15 protein-coding genes are annotated in these 17,694 nt (G+C 45.2%); 10 read left to right on the forward strand and 5 right to left on the reverse strand.

Translation table 11 applies throughout. From position 1 onward, the window contains the following. Positions 1-1,002 (forward strand): hypothetical protein (locus tag MC7420_RS25035; protein ID WP_198016553.1); only part of this gene is annotated, 1,002 nt, incomplete at its 5' end. Between the two features lie 148 nt (positions 1,003-1,150). Here MC7420_RS25035 and MC7420_RS25040 read toward each other — a convergent pair. The 3 genes from MC7420_RS25040 to MC7420_RS25050 all read right to left on the reverse strand — a co-directional run bounded on the left by MC7420_RS25040 (position 1,151) and on the right by MC7420_RS25050 (position 6,649). After that, positions 1,151-2,167, reverse strand: a complete 1,017-nt coding sequence (locus tag MC7420_RS25040; protein WP_006104045.1) for a potassium channel family protein — start codon at positions 2,165-2,167, stop codon at positions 1,151-1,153. A gap of 305 nt (positions 2,168-2,472) precedes the next feature. Further along, the gene (locus MC7420_RS25045) at positions 2,473-4,188 is read right to left on the reverse strand and encodes an asparagine synthetase B family protein (RefSeq protein ID WP_006103956.1); all 1,716 of its coding nucleotides are present in this window, start codon (positions 4,186-4,188) and stop codon (positions 2,473-2,475) included. Positions 4,189-4,207: 19 nt separating this feature from the next. After that, a complete protein-coding gene (locus tag MC7420_RS25050; RefSeq protein ID WP_006104024.1) occupies positions 4,208-6,649 on the reverse strand; it encodes a putative PEP-binding protein in 2,442 nt (813 codons plus the stop codon). A 346-nt stretch (positions 6,650-6,995) separates the two neighbouring features. On the opposite strand from MC7420_RS25050, the gene MC7420_RS25055 reads away from it, so the two are divergent. Next, on the forward strand, positions 6,996-7,439 hold the full coding sequence (locus MC7420_RS25055) for a SufE family protein (protein WP_006104027.1): 444 nt from the start codon (positions 6,996-6,998) through the stop codon (positions 7,437-7,439). Positions 7,440-8,162: 723 nt separating this feature from the next. Here MC7420_RS25055 and MC7420_RS25060 read toward each other — a convergent pair. Together MC7420_RS25060 and rlmN are read right to left on the reverse strand one after the other, a co-directional pair. Continuing rightward, entirely contained in the window at positions 8,163-8,723 is a 561-nt protein-coding gene (locus tag MC7420_RS25060) for a DUF4334 domain-containing protein (RefSeq protein ID WP_006103897.1), read from the reverse strand. A 61-nt stretch (positions 8,724-8,784) separates the two neighbouring features. Beyond that, a complete protein-coding gene (gene rlmN / locus MC7420_RS25065; RefSeq protein WP_006104050.1) occupies positions 8,785-9,864 on the reverse strand; it encodes a 23S rRNA (adenine(2503)-C(2))-methyltransferase RlmN in 1,080 nt (359 codons plus the stop codon). Between the two features lie 291 nt (positions 9,865-10,155). Here rlmN and kaiC point away from each other — a divergent pair, with 291 nt between their 5' ends. The 8 genes from kaiC (at position 10,156) to MC7420_RS25105 (ending at position 17,597) form a co-directional block, all read left to right on the forward strand. After that, complete coding sequence (kaiC, locus tag MC7420_RS25070) at positions 10,156-11,859, forward strand: circadian clock protein KaiC (RefSeq protein ID WP_006103975.1); 1,704 nt, start codon at positions 10,156-10,158, stop codon at positions 11,857-11,859. A gap of 128 nt (positions 11,860-11,987) precedes the next feature. Beyond that, positions 11,988-12,341, forward strand: coding sequence for a circadian clock KaiB family protein (locus MC7420_RS25075; protein ID WP_006104052.1), 354 nt, complete (start codon positions 11,988-11,990; stop codon positions 12,339-12,341). A gap of 180 nt (positions 12,342-12,521) precedes the next feature. Continuing rightward, positions 12,522-13,016, forward strand: coding sequence for a DUF427 domain-containing protein (locus tag MC7420_RS25080; RefSeq protein WP_006103909.1), 495 nt, complete (start codon positions 12,522-12,524; stop codon positions 13,014-13,016). Between the two features lie 64 nt (positions 13,017-13,080). Continuing rightward, on the forward strand, positions 13,081-13,959 hold the full coding sequence (gene lgt, locus MC7420_RS25085) for a prolipoprotein diacylglyceryl transferase (protein WP_006103923.1): 879 nt from the start codon (positions 13,081-13,083) through the stop codon (positions 13,957-13,959). A 1,072-nt stretch (positions 13,960-15,031) separates the two neighbouring features. Then, positions 15,032-15,886: a precorrin-4 C(11)-methyltransferase gene (gene cobM / locus MC7420_RS25090; RefSeq protein WP_044209659.1), complete on the forward strand. Its 855-nt coding sequence runs from the start codon at positions 15,032-15,034 to the stop codon at positions 15,884-15,886. Positions 15,887-16,045: 159 nt separating this feature from the next. Beyond that, complete coding sequence (locus MC7420_RS25095; protein WP_006104031.1) at positions 16,046-16,438, forward strand: zf-TFIIB domain-containing protein; 393 nt, start codon at positions 16,046-16,048, stop codon at positions 16,436-16,438. Between the two features lie 250 nt (positions 16,439-16,688). Beyond that, complete coding sequence (locus MC7420_RS25100; protein ID WP_006104053.1) at positions 16,689-17,171, forward strand: flavin reductase family protein; 483 nt, start codon at positions 16,689-16,691, stop codon at positions 17,169-17,171. A gap of 72 nt (positions 17,172-17,243) precedes the next feature. Beyond that, positions 17,244-17,597 carry a phenylpyruvate tautomerase MIF-related protein gene (locus MC7420_RS25105; protein WP_006103931.1) on the forward strand — a complete coding sequence of 118 codons (354 nt, stop codon included), beginning with the start codon at positions 17,244-17,246 and terminating at the stop codon, positions 17,595-17,597. Positions 17,598-17,694 lie beyond the last annotated feature (97 nt).

A 17,694-nucleotide genomic window follows, 5' to 3' on the forward strand; every position in this document is an offset into this window, starting at 1 on the left:
ATTATACCTTACATCGGGATTCCGCTATTGATTTTTGCCTGTTACAGAATAAGTAATTCTGCCAGTACGCCTCGAAAAATCCGTAATCGCAATGCCCGATTTTTACAAGTTATTGGTGGATTTCTCCTCGCTTATGGAATTTTATCCCTTTTATTCTCTCCCATAGAGGGTAGTGGAAGTGATTGGCTGATTTTTTTTAAATTCGCTATCACTATTATTGTCGGGATGTTATCGTTCTATTTAGGAATTCGCCAGTTGCGTCGTCAAAGCACATTGTCCCAAAGTTTTTCCGTCACACCCAGTCAATTCCAAACTTGGTTAGAACGTTGGCAACAAATTAATGGTACAGTTGAGCCACTATTACCTCCTCCGAATCAGGAACGTTTACCCACATCCATTAATCCGGATATCACCGCTTATAGTTTTGACAGAGTTGTCGTTTGCGATAGTGCTACCATTGCTCAACTGCTGATTGCTAATAATTTTCACTTTGAAAATAACTGTGCGGTGCTAAGTATTACTGGGTATCCCCAAGGCATTTTTTCAACGGTATTAGACATGCTGAGACGCAATCCCGAATTAAAGGTTTACGCCCTACATAATGCCAGTCCTCATGGTATCACCCTGATTCATAACCTGCAAACAAGTTCCAATTGGTTTGCTGATAGTACCGTCACCATTTATGATTTAGGATTACTTCCCCGTCATGTCTTAAATAGTCGCAATCTTTTTATTCAATCCTCCCCACAGTCAGCAGAAGAGGCGGAACAATTAGGGTTAGTGGCACGACTAGACTTATCAGGTGAGGAATTTGCCTGGTTAAAATCCGGTAATTTTGTCGAGTTGGAATCATTTACACCGCAACGGCTATTACAGATAGTGACTCAAGGAATTAACCGGAGTCAAATTAGCACAGGGGGGAGAGATTCAGTATTTATAGATGTTGAGAGTGAGAGTAGTAGTAGTGATGTTTATTTAGTTGCATCCGACAGTTTTGGTTAAAAAGAAAGCTGGGCGGTTGAAACCGCAGCTACACAAACAAAGTCCGCCTGCGCGGACTGGGTTATAACGGGGGTGGCTAACCCGGATTTGGTATTAGCCTGTTGGGTTTTGCTATTGCTACAGCGGGGATTTCCTATAGTTACTAATTTTATTGTTTTCGTTTATTCAACCGTTTAATCGTTTTATAACTGTCTCGACTAATCGTAACAATCATCTCATCACCTCCCTGTAATACCTCATCGGCTTGGGGAAATCGAATTTGCCGCCCATTGGCTTTATATAACACTAACCCCGCCACTTCTAACTGATTCTGTAACTCAGCAAAGCGTATCCCATCCAACTGACTCTGGGATGTAATCAAAATTTTTGTGGTTAAAAATACCTCATTTTGCACCCGTGTGGTACTAATAATATTTTCATCATGGGCGGCTTGGGCAAATGTCGGTGCGGCTAATGTGGATGTGGAAAACACCAGTTTAAGATTAAATCCATTCTGAATTTTTCGGGCTAAGGTTTGGTCATAAATTCTCAATACTATCCGCACATTTGGCTCAATTTCCTGCGCGGTTAATGCACCTTCTAAATTCGCTAAATCATTATCCGTACAAAAAATAATGGCTTTGCACTTAGCAACCGCTGCTTTCGTTAGGGTTTCGGCTTGACAAATATCCCCAATAATATAAGGAATATTTTGATTTTGTAGGAGATCAATCTGTGTCTCTTCATTTTTCTCAATAACCAGAACCGAATCCCCTAACAATAACAACGTGTCGAGTATCTTTTGTCCAACTTTACCAAAGCCGCAGATAATTACATGATTTTCCATCTTATACGTTTTTTTTCCTGTTATCTCCAAGAGCTTATTCTTAATTAACCGATCCACCACTAAACTAAATAGAATGGCATAGCCCCCAGCCCCTGATAACATCAGGTATATCCCATAAATTTTAATTCCTAACGGTGCAGCAGCTAAATTAAAATCCCCGAACCCAATTGTCGTGACAATCGTGACGACAAAATAAACGGCATCAATATAACTGATAGATAAACCATAATGAAAAACGAATACTCCTAAAACAATGTTCATGAGTAAGAGAAGAGTAAAATAGGTGGGAGAGTTGAGCCGCATTGAAGGGGGTGAAAAAGTACGGTAGAGACACGCCATGGCACGTCTTGTCGGGGCAGTTTTAGCTATTATCGTCTTTGGACACCCTGATATTATAAAACCCGCCCCAAGTTGTGAGTCATATAATTATTTGTAGCAATCACCAGAATCATTGTTACCTTAAATAGATGCAGTTTCAGCAAATCACAATAACAAATCATATCATTTCCGCTTTTTCCAGAATCCCCTAAAATCTGCCACGCCAACCTTTAACCCCCTCCGCGTACCTCTGCGTTTTCCTCTGCGTCCTCTGCGTTAAAAAAATACAATCTCGATGTCACCCATTTGCCCCCAACCCAAACACATCAATTCAGCCAATATTCTAAACTCACCAGCAACCAAAGTTTAACCCCATATCGTCTCCATGTATCTCCACGATACTCAATCCAATCGCGAATTAATGACTGATTCAAATACGGCGATATTGCCGATTTTTTGGACAACAACAATGCCTTGGTTTGTCGTTGCCAATAATGGCGGAACCAAAACTGCACTGGAACCATCATCCCGCTTTTGGGTCGCTGAATAATTTCCCTAGGTAAGATATCCGCAACCGCTTGCTTGAGAACGGCTTTCTCCTGATTTCCGGCAAGTTTATATTCCGGCGGGATCTCCATTGCCATTTGTACAATGCGCTGATCAAATAAAGGAGAACGCCCATCTAATCCAGCGGAACGAGTCAGATTATTCACCTTGGTTAAAATATGATCTGCCCCTTTAAATTTAATATTCAGTCCCATTAACCGATTCAAATACTGTGCCGAGGACAACAGATCCGCCTCAAAGACAGATGGCACAGATTTAACCGCGTCCCAGATTTCCGGTTTAAACAACTTCGGCAAATCTGGAGCACATTTTTTAAAGGAGTTCAAATAAGCCACTACTAAATTAGGATTATTTTCCGGAGAACCATATAACTGCTTGAGTAACATGGGCTGATTTTTCGGTCCACCAAAACAGGGATCTCCCCCTTCGCCATTGAGAATAACTTTAACCGTTTCCTTTGCCAGTTGCGCTAACAAATAATTGGGAACTGTTAACGGATCACCAATCGGATCATCCAACTGTGCCATGGTTATCGGTAATTGCTGCCACATCTGTTCTGGGGTAATTTCTAAGATATGGTGTTGCGTGTGGCAATGGTGGGCAACTAAATTGGAAAATTCTAATTCATTGGGACAATCTGCGCCAAAATGAATCGAGTAGGTATGAACCGGATGCTGATGAAACTTAGCGGCGAGTGCGGTGATGCAACTGGAATCCAATCCCCCCGATAAATAAACCCCCACCGGTTCATTGATAGGTAAGTACTCTTGAACCACCTGATCGAGGCGCGATCGCAACTGCTGAGAGTGCCATGCTAAACTTTGCTGAGGATGGGCAATGTGCTCTTGTGGTTGCCAGTAATAGTTGGGTTGTCCATCAGGTAACTGCAACACCGTACCTGGGCGCAATTCCCGCACCTGTTGCCAAAGCGTGCGTTCTCCAGGGACAAAAGCACAAGATAAATAATCCCGCAGGGCGACTAAATCTAAGTCGGCTGAATGGTGGGGGCGCAGGGTTCTTAACCGAGGCGCAATCCAGCAAGAGGAACCCACAGTCGTATAATATAACGTCCGACCGCCGACGCGATCGCGCACCAACCACAACCTCTGACTCGGTTGATGCCAAATCGCTAGTCCAAATACCCCTTCCAGATACTCTAAACAATCTTGTCCCCAGCGTTCCCACAGCAGCGCCACCAACGCTTGATCGGTTCCCCGCCACTCCCCAGGTTCAATTCCCACCTGTTGCAATAATCGGGCAGAATTACTTAACCAAATATCCCCCACCACCCCATACTCTGCTTGAGGACTAAAAGCGGGTTGAATCTGCGTTACCGCTAACTGGTTAGGAATTAATAACGTACAATCAGGGGGTTCAGCGCGAAATTGCCCCCAGGCTAACAACCAACCTGGGTGAACCGAGGGAATGGGTTTCCTAACCTGTTGATCAGTTAATCGGGACAATAACCATCTCATATCCTATCCAGTTGAATTCTCATCCGTCTAATGAGCGCCGTGCAGCCTCTAAAAGTAACCGTTGTTCTGCGCGAGCGATCGCATGATAAGTCGCTTCCACATCACTGACATCCACAGAAATAGACTGAATCCCCCATTCCACCAAGGATTCCACTACTTCCGGATACTGGGCTGGGGCTTGACCACATATTGCACAAGGAATCCCCGCCCCCTTTGCCATATCGATCAACTGCTTAATCGCTCCCATAACGGCGGGATGGCGTCCATCTAACGTTGAACCTAACTCCCCCAAATTGCGATCGGCAGCTAATAACAATTGCGTCAGATCATTCGTACCAATCGAGATTCCCTGCACCCCCGCTTTAACATAATCCGGCAGTAAAAATAGTATCGATGGCACTTCTGCCATAATCCAAAGTTGAAAATGAGGATTATCCATTAATCCCGCTTGTTCCACCCGACGGCGACAAAAGACAAACTCTTCAACCGTCCGCACAAATGGCAACATTAACTGAACATTACTATACCCCTGAGCATAAAGTTGATGTAACGCCGCCAGTTCCAAATCAAAACTCGTCGGATCATGTAAATAACGATAAGTCCCCCGCCGCCCCAACATCGCATTCACCACCGATAAGGTTGAACCATTCACATTCGACGTATCCCCATGGATCAATTCCGCTTCACCCCAATCCAGGGAACGATAAAATACAGGTCGTGGCATCAACGCTGCTGCAAACTGCATGATCAATTGGGCTAGCCGGGTGATTAACTCCTGTTTCCGCCCCTGTCGCAACCATTCCTGGGGGGGTTGATTATTCAATACGTCCAAAATCATCAATTCCGATCGCAATAAGCCAATCCCATCAATGGGTAAATCCCGAATTCGTTCCAGAGATTGGGTTTGGCTGAGATTCACCAACAATTGAGTCGCGATCGGAAATCGGTTATACTGCCTCGGTGATGGGGCATCAGCAACGGTTTCCTGCTTCTCAATAGCGACATCTACGGCTTCTCCAAGCTGTTTAGCATCCCTGGCTAAACGTTGAATTTCGCCGCGATCGCCATCCACCAACAGTACCTCCCCCGTTTGTACCAATTGGGTAATCCCAGGGACATTAACCACCGCTGGAATCCCCAATTCTCTCGCCACAATTGCCGCATGAGACGTCATTCCCCCCTGTTCCGTCACCACCCCTGCGGCTTGTCTTAATATAGGTAGCCAATCGGGAGCAATCGTTTGAGTCACTAAAATTCGATCTGGGGGGATAGCCTGCCAATTTTGTTCCTCCCCAATCATCACTTGCGCCACGGCTGTTACTTGTCCAGACGCCGCCGATAATCCTCGCAGTGACTGAGGTTGGGAGGGGAATGATTCAGCAGAAGAAGCCGACTGAGGGCGAAATTGAGTCACGTATAGTTGAGGTTCTGTCGTGTTGGGAATTTTACAAAGAGTCCAGTCAAAAGAAAAGGGGAGATTAAATTGGGTTTGCAGTTTTCTGGATAACGCCATAATCTGTTGCCAAGCGTTATCGTCCAAAACAGACTGCTGCTGTTCTCCTTGGCTGAGGGGATAAGCTTGCACGGCATTTCCTGTCGGTTCCGGATTCAGCCGATAGGCGAGGGTTTTGTTTCCTGGTTGACTTAGCAAAAGTTGATCGGTGGGAATCGCGATTTGATAGGTATCCGGTAAGACTTTACCCTGAGTAATCGCTATCCCTAGTCCCCAGGTTGCTTGGATCTGACAGAAATCAGATTTCGCCTGGAGAACGCCAGAGGCTAAAGTGTCATAGATCGGTTGTACCAGAACCGCTAAATTAATCTGATCTAGTCCCATGCCAACCCGTTGCCAGTAAAATAAGCTTTTGGCTCGAAACAATTCTGCCCACACCTGCTTTAAAGTCTGGATCAGAGCATCCGGCTGTTTGCGGCAATAATGAGATGCTAAAAGTTCTGGAATCGGCGCAAACTCAGCCCAATCCTCGCGGTTAACCGGATGAGTAGACATCGGCGTCCGCGATCGCACCTCAGGAAATGACACAGATGGCTGTAAAATCAGGGCGGGGGCGTCTAGAGTTGACCCTGCCTCCAGAATATGCGATCGCCAACCGTCTGATACAGTGGCAGAGGTAATCACTTGGCGAATATGTTGAGCAACCTGTTGCAACTGACGGGGATTATCAACATTCACGTACAACGAGGACTGCGGTAAATCGGCTAACAAGGGTTCTGATTGACTTAAATCAGCGATGACTTGCCAAAACGCGATCGCTGGAATCACAAAGCCGCGAATAACCGGATACCCTTGTTGCCCAAGTTGACTTAAGCCAAAGGCTTTCTCTCCCACCAGGGAACGTTGTGACGGTTGAATCTGATCCAGCCAGTAGAGATTGTCCACAATTTGCTTTGGAATACCACTCGTGGTTAAGTGATCTAGAATAACGGAAACTCGATTAGCCAACAGTGTTGAGTGCGTAGGGGCGGGTTTAGGGAATCTCTTGTCGCTATTGATGATAACGTTTGTGCAAAACCCGCCCTAACCAAGTGTGTAAGGGCGGGTTTCACTACTATCGTTTTTGACCTCACCCAGATGTATAGCAACCGCCATAGCGGTTAGGACACATCATTTATGTAGAGACGCGCCATGGCGCGTCTCTACAATGGTGCCGAAAGTCCTAATCGATGTGTCTACTGCTATAACTAAACCCGCCCTGACTAAGGATTGACTTCTGTTTTCTGGGTTGCATGAGTAGAATTGCATAAGTCTTGTTAGGATAAATGTGAACAGTAGGTCTTGAATACTGGGTATGTCATCAACCTCAACCCCTCTACCCGATTCCCTCGCCAAAATTGTGCAGCGATTTAAGCGACGGACGAATCCTAAACAACGGTATGAACAGCTTCTCTGGTATGCCAAGAAGCTTCAGGATATGCCAGAAGCAGACAAAACACCGGAAAATAAAGTCCAAGGCTGCGTTTCCCAGGTTTACATCACTGCCAACCTAGAAGACGGAAAGGTATGGTATCAAGGGGATTCAGATGCCCAGTTAGTCAAAGGGCTAGTGGCGCTGCTAATTGAAGGATTGAATGGACTCCCCCCAGAGGACATTGTGGACGTGTCCCCAGAGTTTATCCAAGAAACCGGCTTAAATGTCAGCTTAACCCCCTCTCGTGCCAATGGCTTCTACAATATTTTCCAGACGATGAAGAAAAAAGCCCTGGGATTCAAACTGGCGACGAATCCTAGTTAGGGATTGCTGAATAAGTGCTGTGGTGAGGGGGAGCGGGGGAAGATGGGGAAGCAAGGGTACATTTTCCCTGAGCAAGGTGATGCCATACTGATGAAGGATGCTACCCCTGAATCGGGCGCACGTCTGTCATTGGTGTCAACTTAAGGTAGAAAACCAATGCTGGCAAGGTTTTAAGCTGTGTCTATCTACTTCTCGACATTTTCCCCCTCATCCCCTAACCCCTTCTCCCACCGTGGGGAGAAGGGGGATCGGATTCTCTTACTCCCCTCTCCCGTGCAAAAAAAGCGAAGCATCCTTAGTCATCCCTCCTCGCAGGGGGGAACGAGGGGGGTTGGGAGAGCTGACAGGTGTAGGTTTTTTATTTAAGGGTGGAGACAAGACAAGGGGACAAGGAAGGAAAGAAGACAAGGGGGAAAAACCGTACAGAATTCGGTTCGGTCAAACTAACTTCTAAAAGCCGAAACGCCCTATTTTTCGTTCTCACTCTTCCTTGTCTACGGTCGCTGAGCGAAGTCGAAGTGATGGTCTACCTGTCTTCCAAGTCTAACCTGAACCGCAATCTTAAAAAACCTACCCTTGTGAGGGTTGGGAGAGGGGCTGGGGGTGAGGGGTTGAGCTTAAGTTGACACCAATGCATGTCTGTGCGCCCCTACGGTTTCTGGACATAAGGTTAACTAACCTATCAAATGATGCGTCCTAACCGCTATGGCGATTGCTATATTATTAATGGGTGACACGGCGCTTAAGCACAAAAAAGAACGGTTGGGGTGAGCGTTTCAAATCCATAATTCCTAACACAGTATTGTCATCTACTTTCCGAAACGAGTCATTAATCGGCAAATAATCATAGATCATCGTGGCACTGACTTTTCCGCGATAGTTCATCATTCGGAGTCTGGCTTGGCTTTCTTCTGTTTCCACTAATGGTTTCAGTAAGGAATTCGTCAACCTTAGCCAAGGTTTCAGAGAGTCATTTTTGAGAATTGGCAAATTAAAAAGTACGTTAATTGCCGTGGGATTGGGCGCAACCTTAAAAATTTTTCCCTGGCTATCTAAAAATAACAATGGGTGAACTGTCTCAGGATCAACAAATTCTTTTCCATACCAATTCAATGTTTCTAAGAAGCCATCCATCGGGTGATCGGTATGAAGTCCAGATCCTTGCCAACGACCAATCATAAAGTCTAAATCTACGGGTTCGAGAGCGTCAAATAATTGTAACGCTGTTTCGGTTGTCGTTTTCCCTGCGTTCAGAACCGACTGGCAGCTTTCTAATGTTTGCATGTTTTTAAGGATTGTGTAATGGTCTTCTGGCTTCTACCCTCTGCCTCCTGCCTTGCTTTTATCAAACCGTCGAAGCCCTTAATTGTCCACAGGCGGCGTCTTTTTCTAAACCGCGAGAACGACGCACACTGACGGCAATGTTATGCTGTTTTAATGTCTCAACAAAGGCTTGAATTCGCCGGGGACTAGGACGCTGATAATCCACTTCGCTAATCGGATTGTAGGGAATCAAATTAACGTGACTCTGAAATCCGCGTAGGTGTTGAGCTAATTCTATTCCATGTTCGGGTTGGTCATTGAGTCCGGCTAAAAGGATATATTCAAAGGTCACTCGGCGTCCGGTTATCTTGACATAATCCCGACATTCCTGTAACAAATCAGTTAATGGATAGCGTTTGGCACTGGGAATCAGTTGTTCGCGTAGTTGCTGATTAGAAGCGTGGAGGCTAACCGCAAATGTCAATTGCAGTTTGTGTTCTGCTAGTTGACGAATGCGATCGCGAATGCCTACGGTGGAGATCGTCTGCGATCGCATACCGATGCCAATATCTTGATTGAGCGATCGCACAGCCGCGAGAACCCCCTCCAAATTTAGTAAAGGTTCTCCCATGCCCATAAATACAACATTACTCACCCGTTGCCCAAAATCCTCCTGAACCGTCAAAACTTGATCAACAATCTCATGAGGTTGGAGATTCCGGGTAAATCCGCCTTTCCCCGTCGCACAAAAGTCACACGCCATGGGACAACCGACTTGGGAGGAAACGCAAACCGTTAACCGATTAGCGGTGGGAATCCCGACGGTTTCGATAATATTACCATCTGCCAACCGCAGCAAATATTTGACCGTGCGATCGGGAGCCTGAGAACGATAATGTAGAGTAGAGCGACCAATGGGGACATCAACTAAGGCTTGCCGCCATGACTTGGAAAAGACTGAAATCTCACTAAGGCGTCGCGCCCCTTTTTGATAAATCCAGTTATGAAGCTGGCGTCCCCGATAGGCAGGTTGTCCTTGCTGTTCTACCCACTGGGTTAACTCAGCCAAACTTGCCCCTAATAGCGGTGTTTTGGTTCCATTTAGCTGACTCTTTTCTGGGGATACGGGGGAATGGGAGGACGAGGTGACGGAGTAAGCCATAAGTCTGATGATTCTTTATTTTCACAGATTGTTGCTTTTGTCAAGACGATTAGCGGGAATAGAGGTGAGATTGAGACAGTCGGGTCTAGATCTAATTCTACCGCCTCAGTAAGAGTTGGGGTAGGAAACCATAGAGATAAAATGAAGAACGAATCAACCGAGAGAATATGGACTCAATTAAAATTGCCAAATTCTCTCTAAGTAGGTTGATGGAGATAAACCTAACTCGATTAAGTCCTGTAAATATTCCTCAAACCCTTCCCAAGGACATAAGACATAAACGGATGACAAATGACAAAGACACACCAAACCAAGCTGAATAAATGTCCAACTGGCATCCAGGGACTTGACGAAATTACCAATGGTGGATTACCCCAAGGGCGTCCTACATTACTATGCGGCAAAGCCGGCTGCGGTAAGACACTGATGGCAATGGAATTTCTGGTACATGGTGCCACGGAGTATCAGGAACCAGGTGTTTTCATTTCCTTTGAAGAGTCGCCCGATGAACTGACGCAGAATGTCGCTTCCTTCGGTTGGGATTTAACAGCATTAGCCGATCAAAAGAAACTGACGATTCATTATGTGCATATTGATCGCACTCAAATCCAAGAAACTGGCGAATATGATCTCGAAGCCTTATTTATTCGTCTCGGTTATGCCATTGACTCAATTAACGCCAAGCGGGTTGTCTTAGACACCCTAGAGGTTTTATTTGCCGGATTGCAAAATAACGCGATCGTGCGTTCTGAATTGCGGCGACTGTTTCTTTGGCTGAAGGAAAAGGGCGTGACGGCAATTATTACGGGTGAAAGTGGTCAAAATACGCTCACTCGTCAGGGTTTAGAAGAATATGTTTCCGATTGTGTCATCTTCCTCAATCAACGGATCATCAATGAACTGGCAACACGACGGTTACATATTGTCAAGTATCGCGGTTCTAGACATGGTACAAACGAATATCCATTCCTGATTGAAGATGACGGAATTTCTGTATTACCCCTCACCTCTGTGGGATTAGATTACCAGGTATCCAATGAACGGATATCTACAGGTGTTGAGCGCTTAGATACCATGCTGGGAGGTGAAGGCTATTTTCGTGGAAGTAGTGTTCTTATTTCCGGTACGGCGGGAACAGGTAAGAGTTCACTATGCGCCCATTTCGCTGAGGCAACTTGCTTGCGGGGAGAACGATGTCTCTACTTTGCCTTCGAGGAATCGCCTAGCCAGATCATCCGCAATATGCGATCAATTGGCATCGATTTAGACCCATCTGTACAAAAAGGTTTGTTGAAAATTCAAGCCATGCGCCCAACCTTTTATGGGTTAGAGATGCATTTAGTCAAAATTCACCATTTTGTTAATGAGTTTAAACCCAACGTTGTGATCATCGATCCGATATCGAATCTGACGGATATCGGCAACTATATGCAAGTCAAATCCTTTATGATGCGTCTCGTTGATTTCTTTAAAACGCATCAAATTACTACGGTTTTGACTCATTTAAACTTAGGTGGTAATCCCCTAGAACAGACGGATCTGGGTATTTCCTCGTTAATGGATACATGGTTGTTGTTGCGGGATGAGGAAAGTAGCGGCGAACGCAATCGTTTACTGTTTGTCCTGAAATCTCGCGGGATGAAACATTCTCATCAAGTCCGTGAATTTCGGTTGACCGATACGGGAGTGCAATTGGTTGATGTGTATCTGGGAGTCGGTGGTGTAATGGCGGGAACCGCACGAACCATCCAAGAATCACAAGAAAAGGCAGAGGCATTAGTTCGCCGACAAGCCATTGAACGTAAGCAACATGAAATCGAACGCAAACGCCAGATTATGGAAGTTCAGATTCAAGCGTTGCAAGCTGAATTTGAAACTCAAAAAGAAGAAATCGAGCAAATGATTCAGCAAGAGAAGTTGCGGGATAAAACACTGCTCCAGGATCGCCGACTAAGGGCGCAGATACGTGATTATGATTCCCTAGAGGAGATGTGAGAATAAGAATTAATAAGCAATACATAATACATGATCAAAAAAAAATGAATCCTTTAGCAGATCAGTTTTAGAGTAAGTCACGGTACAATGACTAGATTAGTATTATAGGGAGGCGAAATAGCATCGTCATGAATGATTTCGACAAAAATAATGACAAGTCGTCGGAGTTAATCGAAAACTCTCAATCTAGTTTAGATTCCTTTGCTAACCTGGAGGTACAAACTTATGTTTTTCGTTTGTATGTTGCTCAAAATAGTTTCAAATCGATCCAAGCGGTTAAAAATATAAAAAGTATCTGTGAGGAACACCTAAAAGGACGTTATGAACTGGAAATAATCGACATCTACGAAAACCCAGAACGTTTAGAACAAGAGCAGATTTTTGCTGTACCAACTCTAATCAAAGAACTTCCTCCTCCTTTACAGCGTTTAATTGGGGATATGACGGATAAGGAAAAGGTTAAGATTTGCTTGAGTATTTGATCAATAAACAGCTCGTCAACACCAAGGGTCGATTAATTGATTGAGTGAGGATAAAACGGCTCAGAATTGATCAGGGTGAGCATTGATTAGAAAAATTTTCGATAAACTGGTAACATTATCAACACATACATAGACCTACAGCATCTAATCTGCCGTCTCATTAGAGAAAACAGCTAAACCGTGAAACCCAATCGTATTACTCCTGAACCTGGTCAAGAATCGGTCTGGGATTATCCACGTCCTCCTCGCCTAGAGGAGACAACCAAGCATATTCGGATAATCTTTAACGGGATCGCGATCGCAGATACCCGACGGGCAAAACGGGTATTGGAAACCAGCCATCCTCCCTGCTATTACATCCCACCGGAAGACATCAAGCTGGAACATTTAGCGAAGACAGGGCGTAAAAGTTTTTGTGAATGGAAGGGAATGGCTGGATACGCCGACGTTGTGGTGGGTGACAAGCGGGCTGCCAATGCCGCCTGGTATTATCCTCAGCCAACTCCAGAATTTTCCTCGATTAAAGATCACGTTAGCTTTTATGCCAGTAAAATGGACGCCTGCTATGTCGATGATGAATTAGTCCAATCTCAGCCAGGGGACTTCTACGGGGGATGGATCACCAAGGATATTGTTGGACCATTCAAGGGTGAACCCGGAACAATGGGATGGTAAAGTTGAGCCTGGGAACTCACGCAAATACATTGACCATTTTTAATTCACTCTCCGCTATACCCAAATGCTGCAAGCCATACCTTCCCTGATCCTGGCGTTTCAATTTGCCTCTCCAGGACCGATTCTGGTGAAGCTAGGACCACTGACGATCCGGTGGTACGGTTTATTAATTGCTTCAGCCGTATTAATTGGAGTCAGTCTGTCCCAATATTTAGCCAAGCGCCGTAACGTTGATCCAAACGCGATCGCAGATTTAGCCATCTGGTTAGTGATTGGGGCAATTCCCTGTGCCAGACTTTACTATGTCTTGTTTGAATGGGAACAATACGCCCAACGCCCGGAAGATATTATTGCAATTTGGAAAGGGGGTATCGCCATTCACGGTGCTATTTTGGGTGGACTTGTCGCCACGATCATTTTTGCCCGGATTCAGAAACTATCGGTTTGGTTATTAGCCGATTTGGTTGTTCCTTCGCTAATTTTGGGGCAAGCTATTGGACGTTGGGGTAATTTCTTTAACTCAGAAGCCTTTGGCAGTCCCACAAATTTACCATGGAAACTGTATATTCCTCCCCAACAGCGCCCTCCAGGGTACATCAATTATCAATATTTCCATCCCACGTTTCTTTATGAGTCGCTGTGGAATTTATTGATTTTTGCCATACTGATCACCTTATTTTTTCGGGATTTGAAACGAAAACCGCACCTGAAAGTTGGCACATTGGCACTAATTTATCTGGTGGGTTATAGTGCAGGTCGCATTTGGATTGAAGGATTACGAACGGATAGCCTGATGGTCGGACCTTTACGCATTGCTCAAATTGTCAGTTTAGTGTCAATTCTCTTGGGATTGGCAGGTTTAGTATGGCTCTACTGGTTCCGTCGTCCTCTCCCAGATGTTGTACCACCGGAAAATCAGCAATGGGATACGGTATCTGAGTAGCACAGGGTTTATTGGTGTCAATTTAACGCTAGAATACCATCTACAAGTTTAAACTGAGACCTGCCGCACTCTTAACAAACTCCAAAATACCGTGAGGTGGAGAATAACAAAAGTACCGTAGGGTGGGCATTGCCCACCAGCTTTAAGTCAGTGGAATTCTACTTAATAGTGAGCAAGACGCTCATCCTAAGACAAGGATTCCGCAATTCTTGACATTAAGGTTTAAATGCCGAACAGTTTAACTGAAATAACAAAAGCCCCAGAGAAAAAATCTCTAGGACTAAATCAGGGTGCATCTACCATTTCTTTCTTCTTATCCCTATGAACCCAATCCGGAAAAGTCGCCTAAAAATAACAAAAGCCCCAGAGAAAAAATCTCTAGGACTAAATCAGGGTGCATCTACCATTTCTTTCTTCTTATCCCTATGAACCCAATCCGGAAAAGTCGCCTAAAAATAACAAAAGCCCCAGAGAAAAAATCTCTAGGACTGAACCAGGGTGCATCTACCATTTCTTTCTTCTTATCCCTATGAACCCAATCCGGAAAAGTCGCCTAAAAATAACAAAAGCCCCAGAGAAAAAATCTCTAGGACTGAACCAGGGTGCATCTACCATTTCTTTCTTCTTATCCCTATGAACCTAATCCGGAAAAGTCGCCTAAAAATAACAAAAGCCCCAGAGAAAAAATCTCTAGGACTGAACCAGGGTGCATCTACCATTTCTTTCTTCTTATCCCTATGAACCTAATCCGGAAAAGTCACCTAGAAATAACAAAAGCCCCAGAGAAAAAATCTCTAGGACTGAACCAGGGTGCATCTACCATTTCTTTCTTCTTATCCCTATGAACCTGATCCGGAAAAGTCGCCTAGAAATAACAAAAGCCCCAGAGAAAAAATCTCTAGGACTGAACCAGGGTGCATCTACCATTTCTTTCTTCCTATCCCTATGAACCTAATCCGGAAAAGTCGCCTAAAAATAACAAAAGCCCCAGAGAAAAAATCTCTAGGACTGAACCAGGGTGCATCTACCATTTCTTTCTTCTTATCTCTATGAACCTGATCCGGAAATTTATATGTATCAAAGTTCTGACTCTACTCAACTTCAAAACCCTCTCCCTTCCCTAGCCCCAGCCGTCTACATTATTGGTGCTGGACCTGGAGATCCGGAGTTATTAACCGTTAAAGCGTTGAAAATGCTGCAAAAAGCAGATGTGATTTTATTTGCCGACTCCTTAGTACCATCACAAATTTTGCAGGAAACCCGTCCTGATGCAGAAATTATCAGAACTGGGAATAAAACCCTAGAAGACATCTTACCCCTGATGATTGAACGAGTGCGATCGCAAAAATCCGTCGTTCGTCTGCATTCGGGTGATCTGAGTCTATACAGCGCCATTCACGAGCAAATGCAAGCCCTTACCGAGGCGGAAATTCCCTTTGAAGTGATTCCTGGTATTAGTGCTTACCAAGCGGCGGCAGCTAAACTAGGCGTTGAACTTACCGTGCCGGACGTGGTACAAACCATTATCCTGACACGCATTAGTGGTCGAGCCTCAGCCGTACCCGAGTCAGAAGAATTAGCCTCTCTAGCCGCCCATCAAGCCAGTCTTTGTCTGTATCTCAGCGCCCGTCATATAGACGCTGCCCAAGCCAAACTGATGCAACATTATCCAGCAAATACCCCCGTTGCTGTCTGTTTCCGGATTAGTTGGTCAGATGAAAAAATGTGGCTTGTCCCTCTAGAGCAAATGGCAGCACTCACTCACCAGGAAAATCTAATTCGGACAACACTTTATATTATTAGTCCCGCCTTAAAAACACCCTGGTCTTTACCAGAGACAATATCTAGCCAAGATACCAAAGTAGGAACACGTTCCCGCCTTTACCATCCAGAACACTCCCACCTCTTTCGCCGCGAGGGGAGATAGGGAAGCTGGGGAAGCTGGGGGAGTTGGGGGAGCTGGGGAAGCTGGGGGAGCTGGGGGTAAGCGAAACCCAACAGGCTAACGATGGCGTTAAAATTCCTATCATTAACTCTGCGAGTATAGTATTGTATTGCCTGCCTGTTCCCTGTTCCCTAGTCAACTATGAAGCCAAGCGTCTGTCCTAAATGTGGTGCAAGCTTAGAGTCTATCACTCATGGTGGCATAGAAATTGATCGCTGCTGCAACTGCAAAGGAATTTGGTTTGATTCTCTGGAAGCTGAAAAACTCAAGCGGATTAAAGACTCCGAGAGTTTGGATATTGGAGATCCAGAAACGGGACATCAATTTGATCAAGTAGATGACGATGTGTATTGTCCTCGCTGTGGCGCGACGATGTTTCGCATGATTGATATTGATCGGTATAGTATCTGGTATGAAAAATGCCCCCAGTGTCACGGTGTCTGGTTAGATGCGGGTGAATTTAAGAAGTTTAAGCGGAATTTCTCACGGAAAAGGATTTTAGGTCGAGTTCGCAAAACCTGGCGTTCTCATTAGCTTGTCTGTTGTGGGAGGGTAATGTAGAGACGCGCCATGGCGCGTCTGAAAGCTGGGGAAGTTAATTTAACACTCACTCAGGGCGGGTTTAGTCACATCGGGGTCAAAAAGAAACGATAGTAGTAAAACCCGCCCCTACAAACCATGTTCCCTCGAAGGTCGTGAAGGGTCAACACTCTCCCCTGCACCCAAAACCCCTAACCTCTTGGTAAACTGAATGCCATATCTGTGCAACTAGGGAGAGGATGCCTTGCTAGACGAACAAGCGAAAAAAAAGATGCTGCGTAAGATTCCGCATGGTCTATATATCTGCGGCGTCAAAGACGGTGATAACTTAAACGGTTTCACTGTAAGTTGGCTGATGCAGTCTTCCTTTGAACCGCCACTGGTGGTTAATTGTATTAAGAGAGAGACAGGTTCTCACGAAATGCTGAAAAAAAATGGTGTGTTCAGCATCAGCTTCCTAGAACGTGGACAAAAAGACATGGCGGCGAAATTCTTTAAACCCCAAAGCCGGGTTGGGAATAAGTTCGAGGATGTGGAATTTTATGAAGGAGAAGCGACAGGCTGTCCGATCATTTCTGACTCCCTCGGTTACATCGAATGTAAAGTAGTCGATTCGGTGGAAAAGGGAGATCACAGTGTTTATGTGGGGGAAGTGATTGCCGCAGGTATTCACCGGGAAGGAGAACCGCTTTTACTCGAAAGCACCGGTTGGCAATATGGTGGCTAGAGACTGAACGCCAATTGTCCCATATCCCAAATGGTTCTAACTCAGTTCTAATGAAGTTGAAAAAACAAGCCTATGCCTCTGATTAAAGTTCAATCATCTGTCAGTAATCCAGAACCTACCCTAGTGGAAGGGTTGCTCAAAACCCTTTCCGGTAAACTAGCCCAGCATGTAGGGAAACCTGAATCCTATGTGATGACGGCATTTGAAGATGGTGTATCCATGACATTTGGCGGTACCGTTGAGCCAACCTGCTACATGGAAGTCAAAAATATTGGCACGATGAGTCCAGCCCAAACCCAGGCAATGAGTCAAGACTTTTGCCAGGTGATTAGTGAAAAGCTGGGTGTCCCGATTAAGCGAATTTATATTGAGTTCGCTGATGCCAAGGGTAGTATGTGGGGGTGGAACGGTACAACCTTTGGTTGAGGGGTTGGTTTTATCCTGATTAAGCCTTGGCTGTTTTCAGATGAACCCAAAGTAAGCCCCCCTTAAAAAGGGGGGTTTGGGGGGATCTCTACCGTGC

Origin of the sequence: Coleofasciculus chthonoplastes PCC 7420 (assembly GCF_000155555.1) — a bacterium.
GTDB lineage: Bacteria > Cyanobacteriota > Cyanobacteriia > Cyanobacteriales > Coleofasciculaceae > Coleofasciculus > Coleofasciculus chthonoplastes_A.

Excerpts from the sequence above, each read along its gene's own strand:
- MC7420_RS25040 (WP_006104045.1), bottom strand. The coding sequence starts at position 2,167 with ATGGCGTGTCTCTACCGTACTTTTTCACCCCCTTCAATGCGGCTCAAC.
- MC7420_RS25045 (WP_006103956.1), bottom strand. The coding sequence starts at position 4,188 with ATGAGATGGTTATTGTCCCGATTAACTGATCAACAGGTTAGGAAACCC.
- MC7420_RS25055 (WP_006104027.1), top strand. The coding sequence starts at position 6,996 with ATGTCATCAACCTCAACCCCTCTACCCGATTCCCTCGCCAAAATTGTG.
- MC7420_RS25060 (WP_006103897.1), bottom strand. The coding sequence starts at position 8,723 with ATGCAAACATTAGAAAGCTGCCAGTCGGTTCTGAACGCAGGGAAAACG.
- rlmN (WP_006104050.1), bottom strand. The coding sequence starts at position 9,864 with ATGGCTTACTCCGTCACCTCGTCCTCCCATTCCCCCGTATCCCCAGAA.
- kaiC (WP_006103975.1), top strand. The coding sequence starts at position 10,156 with ATGACAAAGACACACCAAACCAAGCTGAATAAATGTCCAACTGGCATC.
- MC7420_RS25075 (WP_006104052.1), top strand. The coding sequence starts at position 11,988 with ATGAATGATTTCGACAAAAATAATGACAAGTCGTCGGAGTTAATCGAA.
- lgt (WP_006103923.1), top strand. The coding sequence starts at position 13,081 with ATGCTGCAAGCCATACCTTCCCTGATCCTGGCGTTTCAATTTGCCTCT.
- cobM (WP_044209659.1), top strand. The coding sequence starts at position 15,032 with ATGTATCAAAGTTCTGACTCTACTCAACTTCAAAACCCTCTCCCTTCC.
- MC7420_RS25095 (WP_006104031.1), top strand. The coding sequence starts at position 16,046 with ATGAAGCCAAGCGTCTGTCCTAAATGTGGTGCAAGCTTAGAGTCTATC.
- MC7420_RS25105 (WP_006103931.1), top strand. The coding sequence starts at position 17,244 with ATGCCTCTGATTAAAGTTCAATCATCTGTCAGTAATCCAGAACCTACC.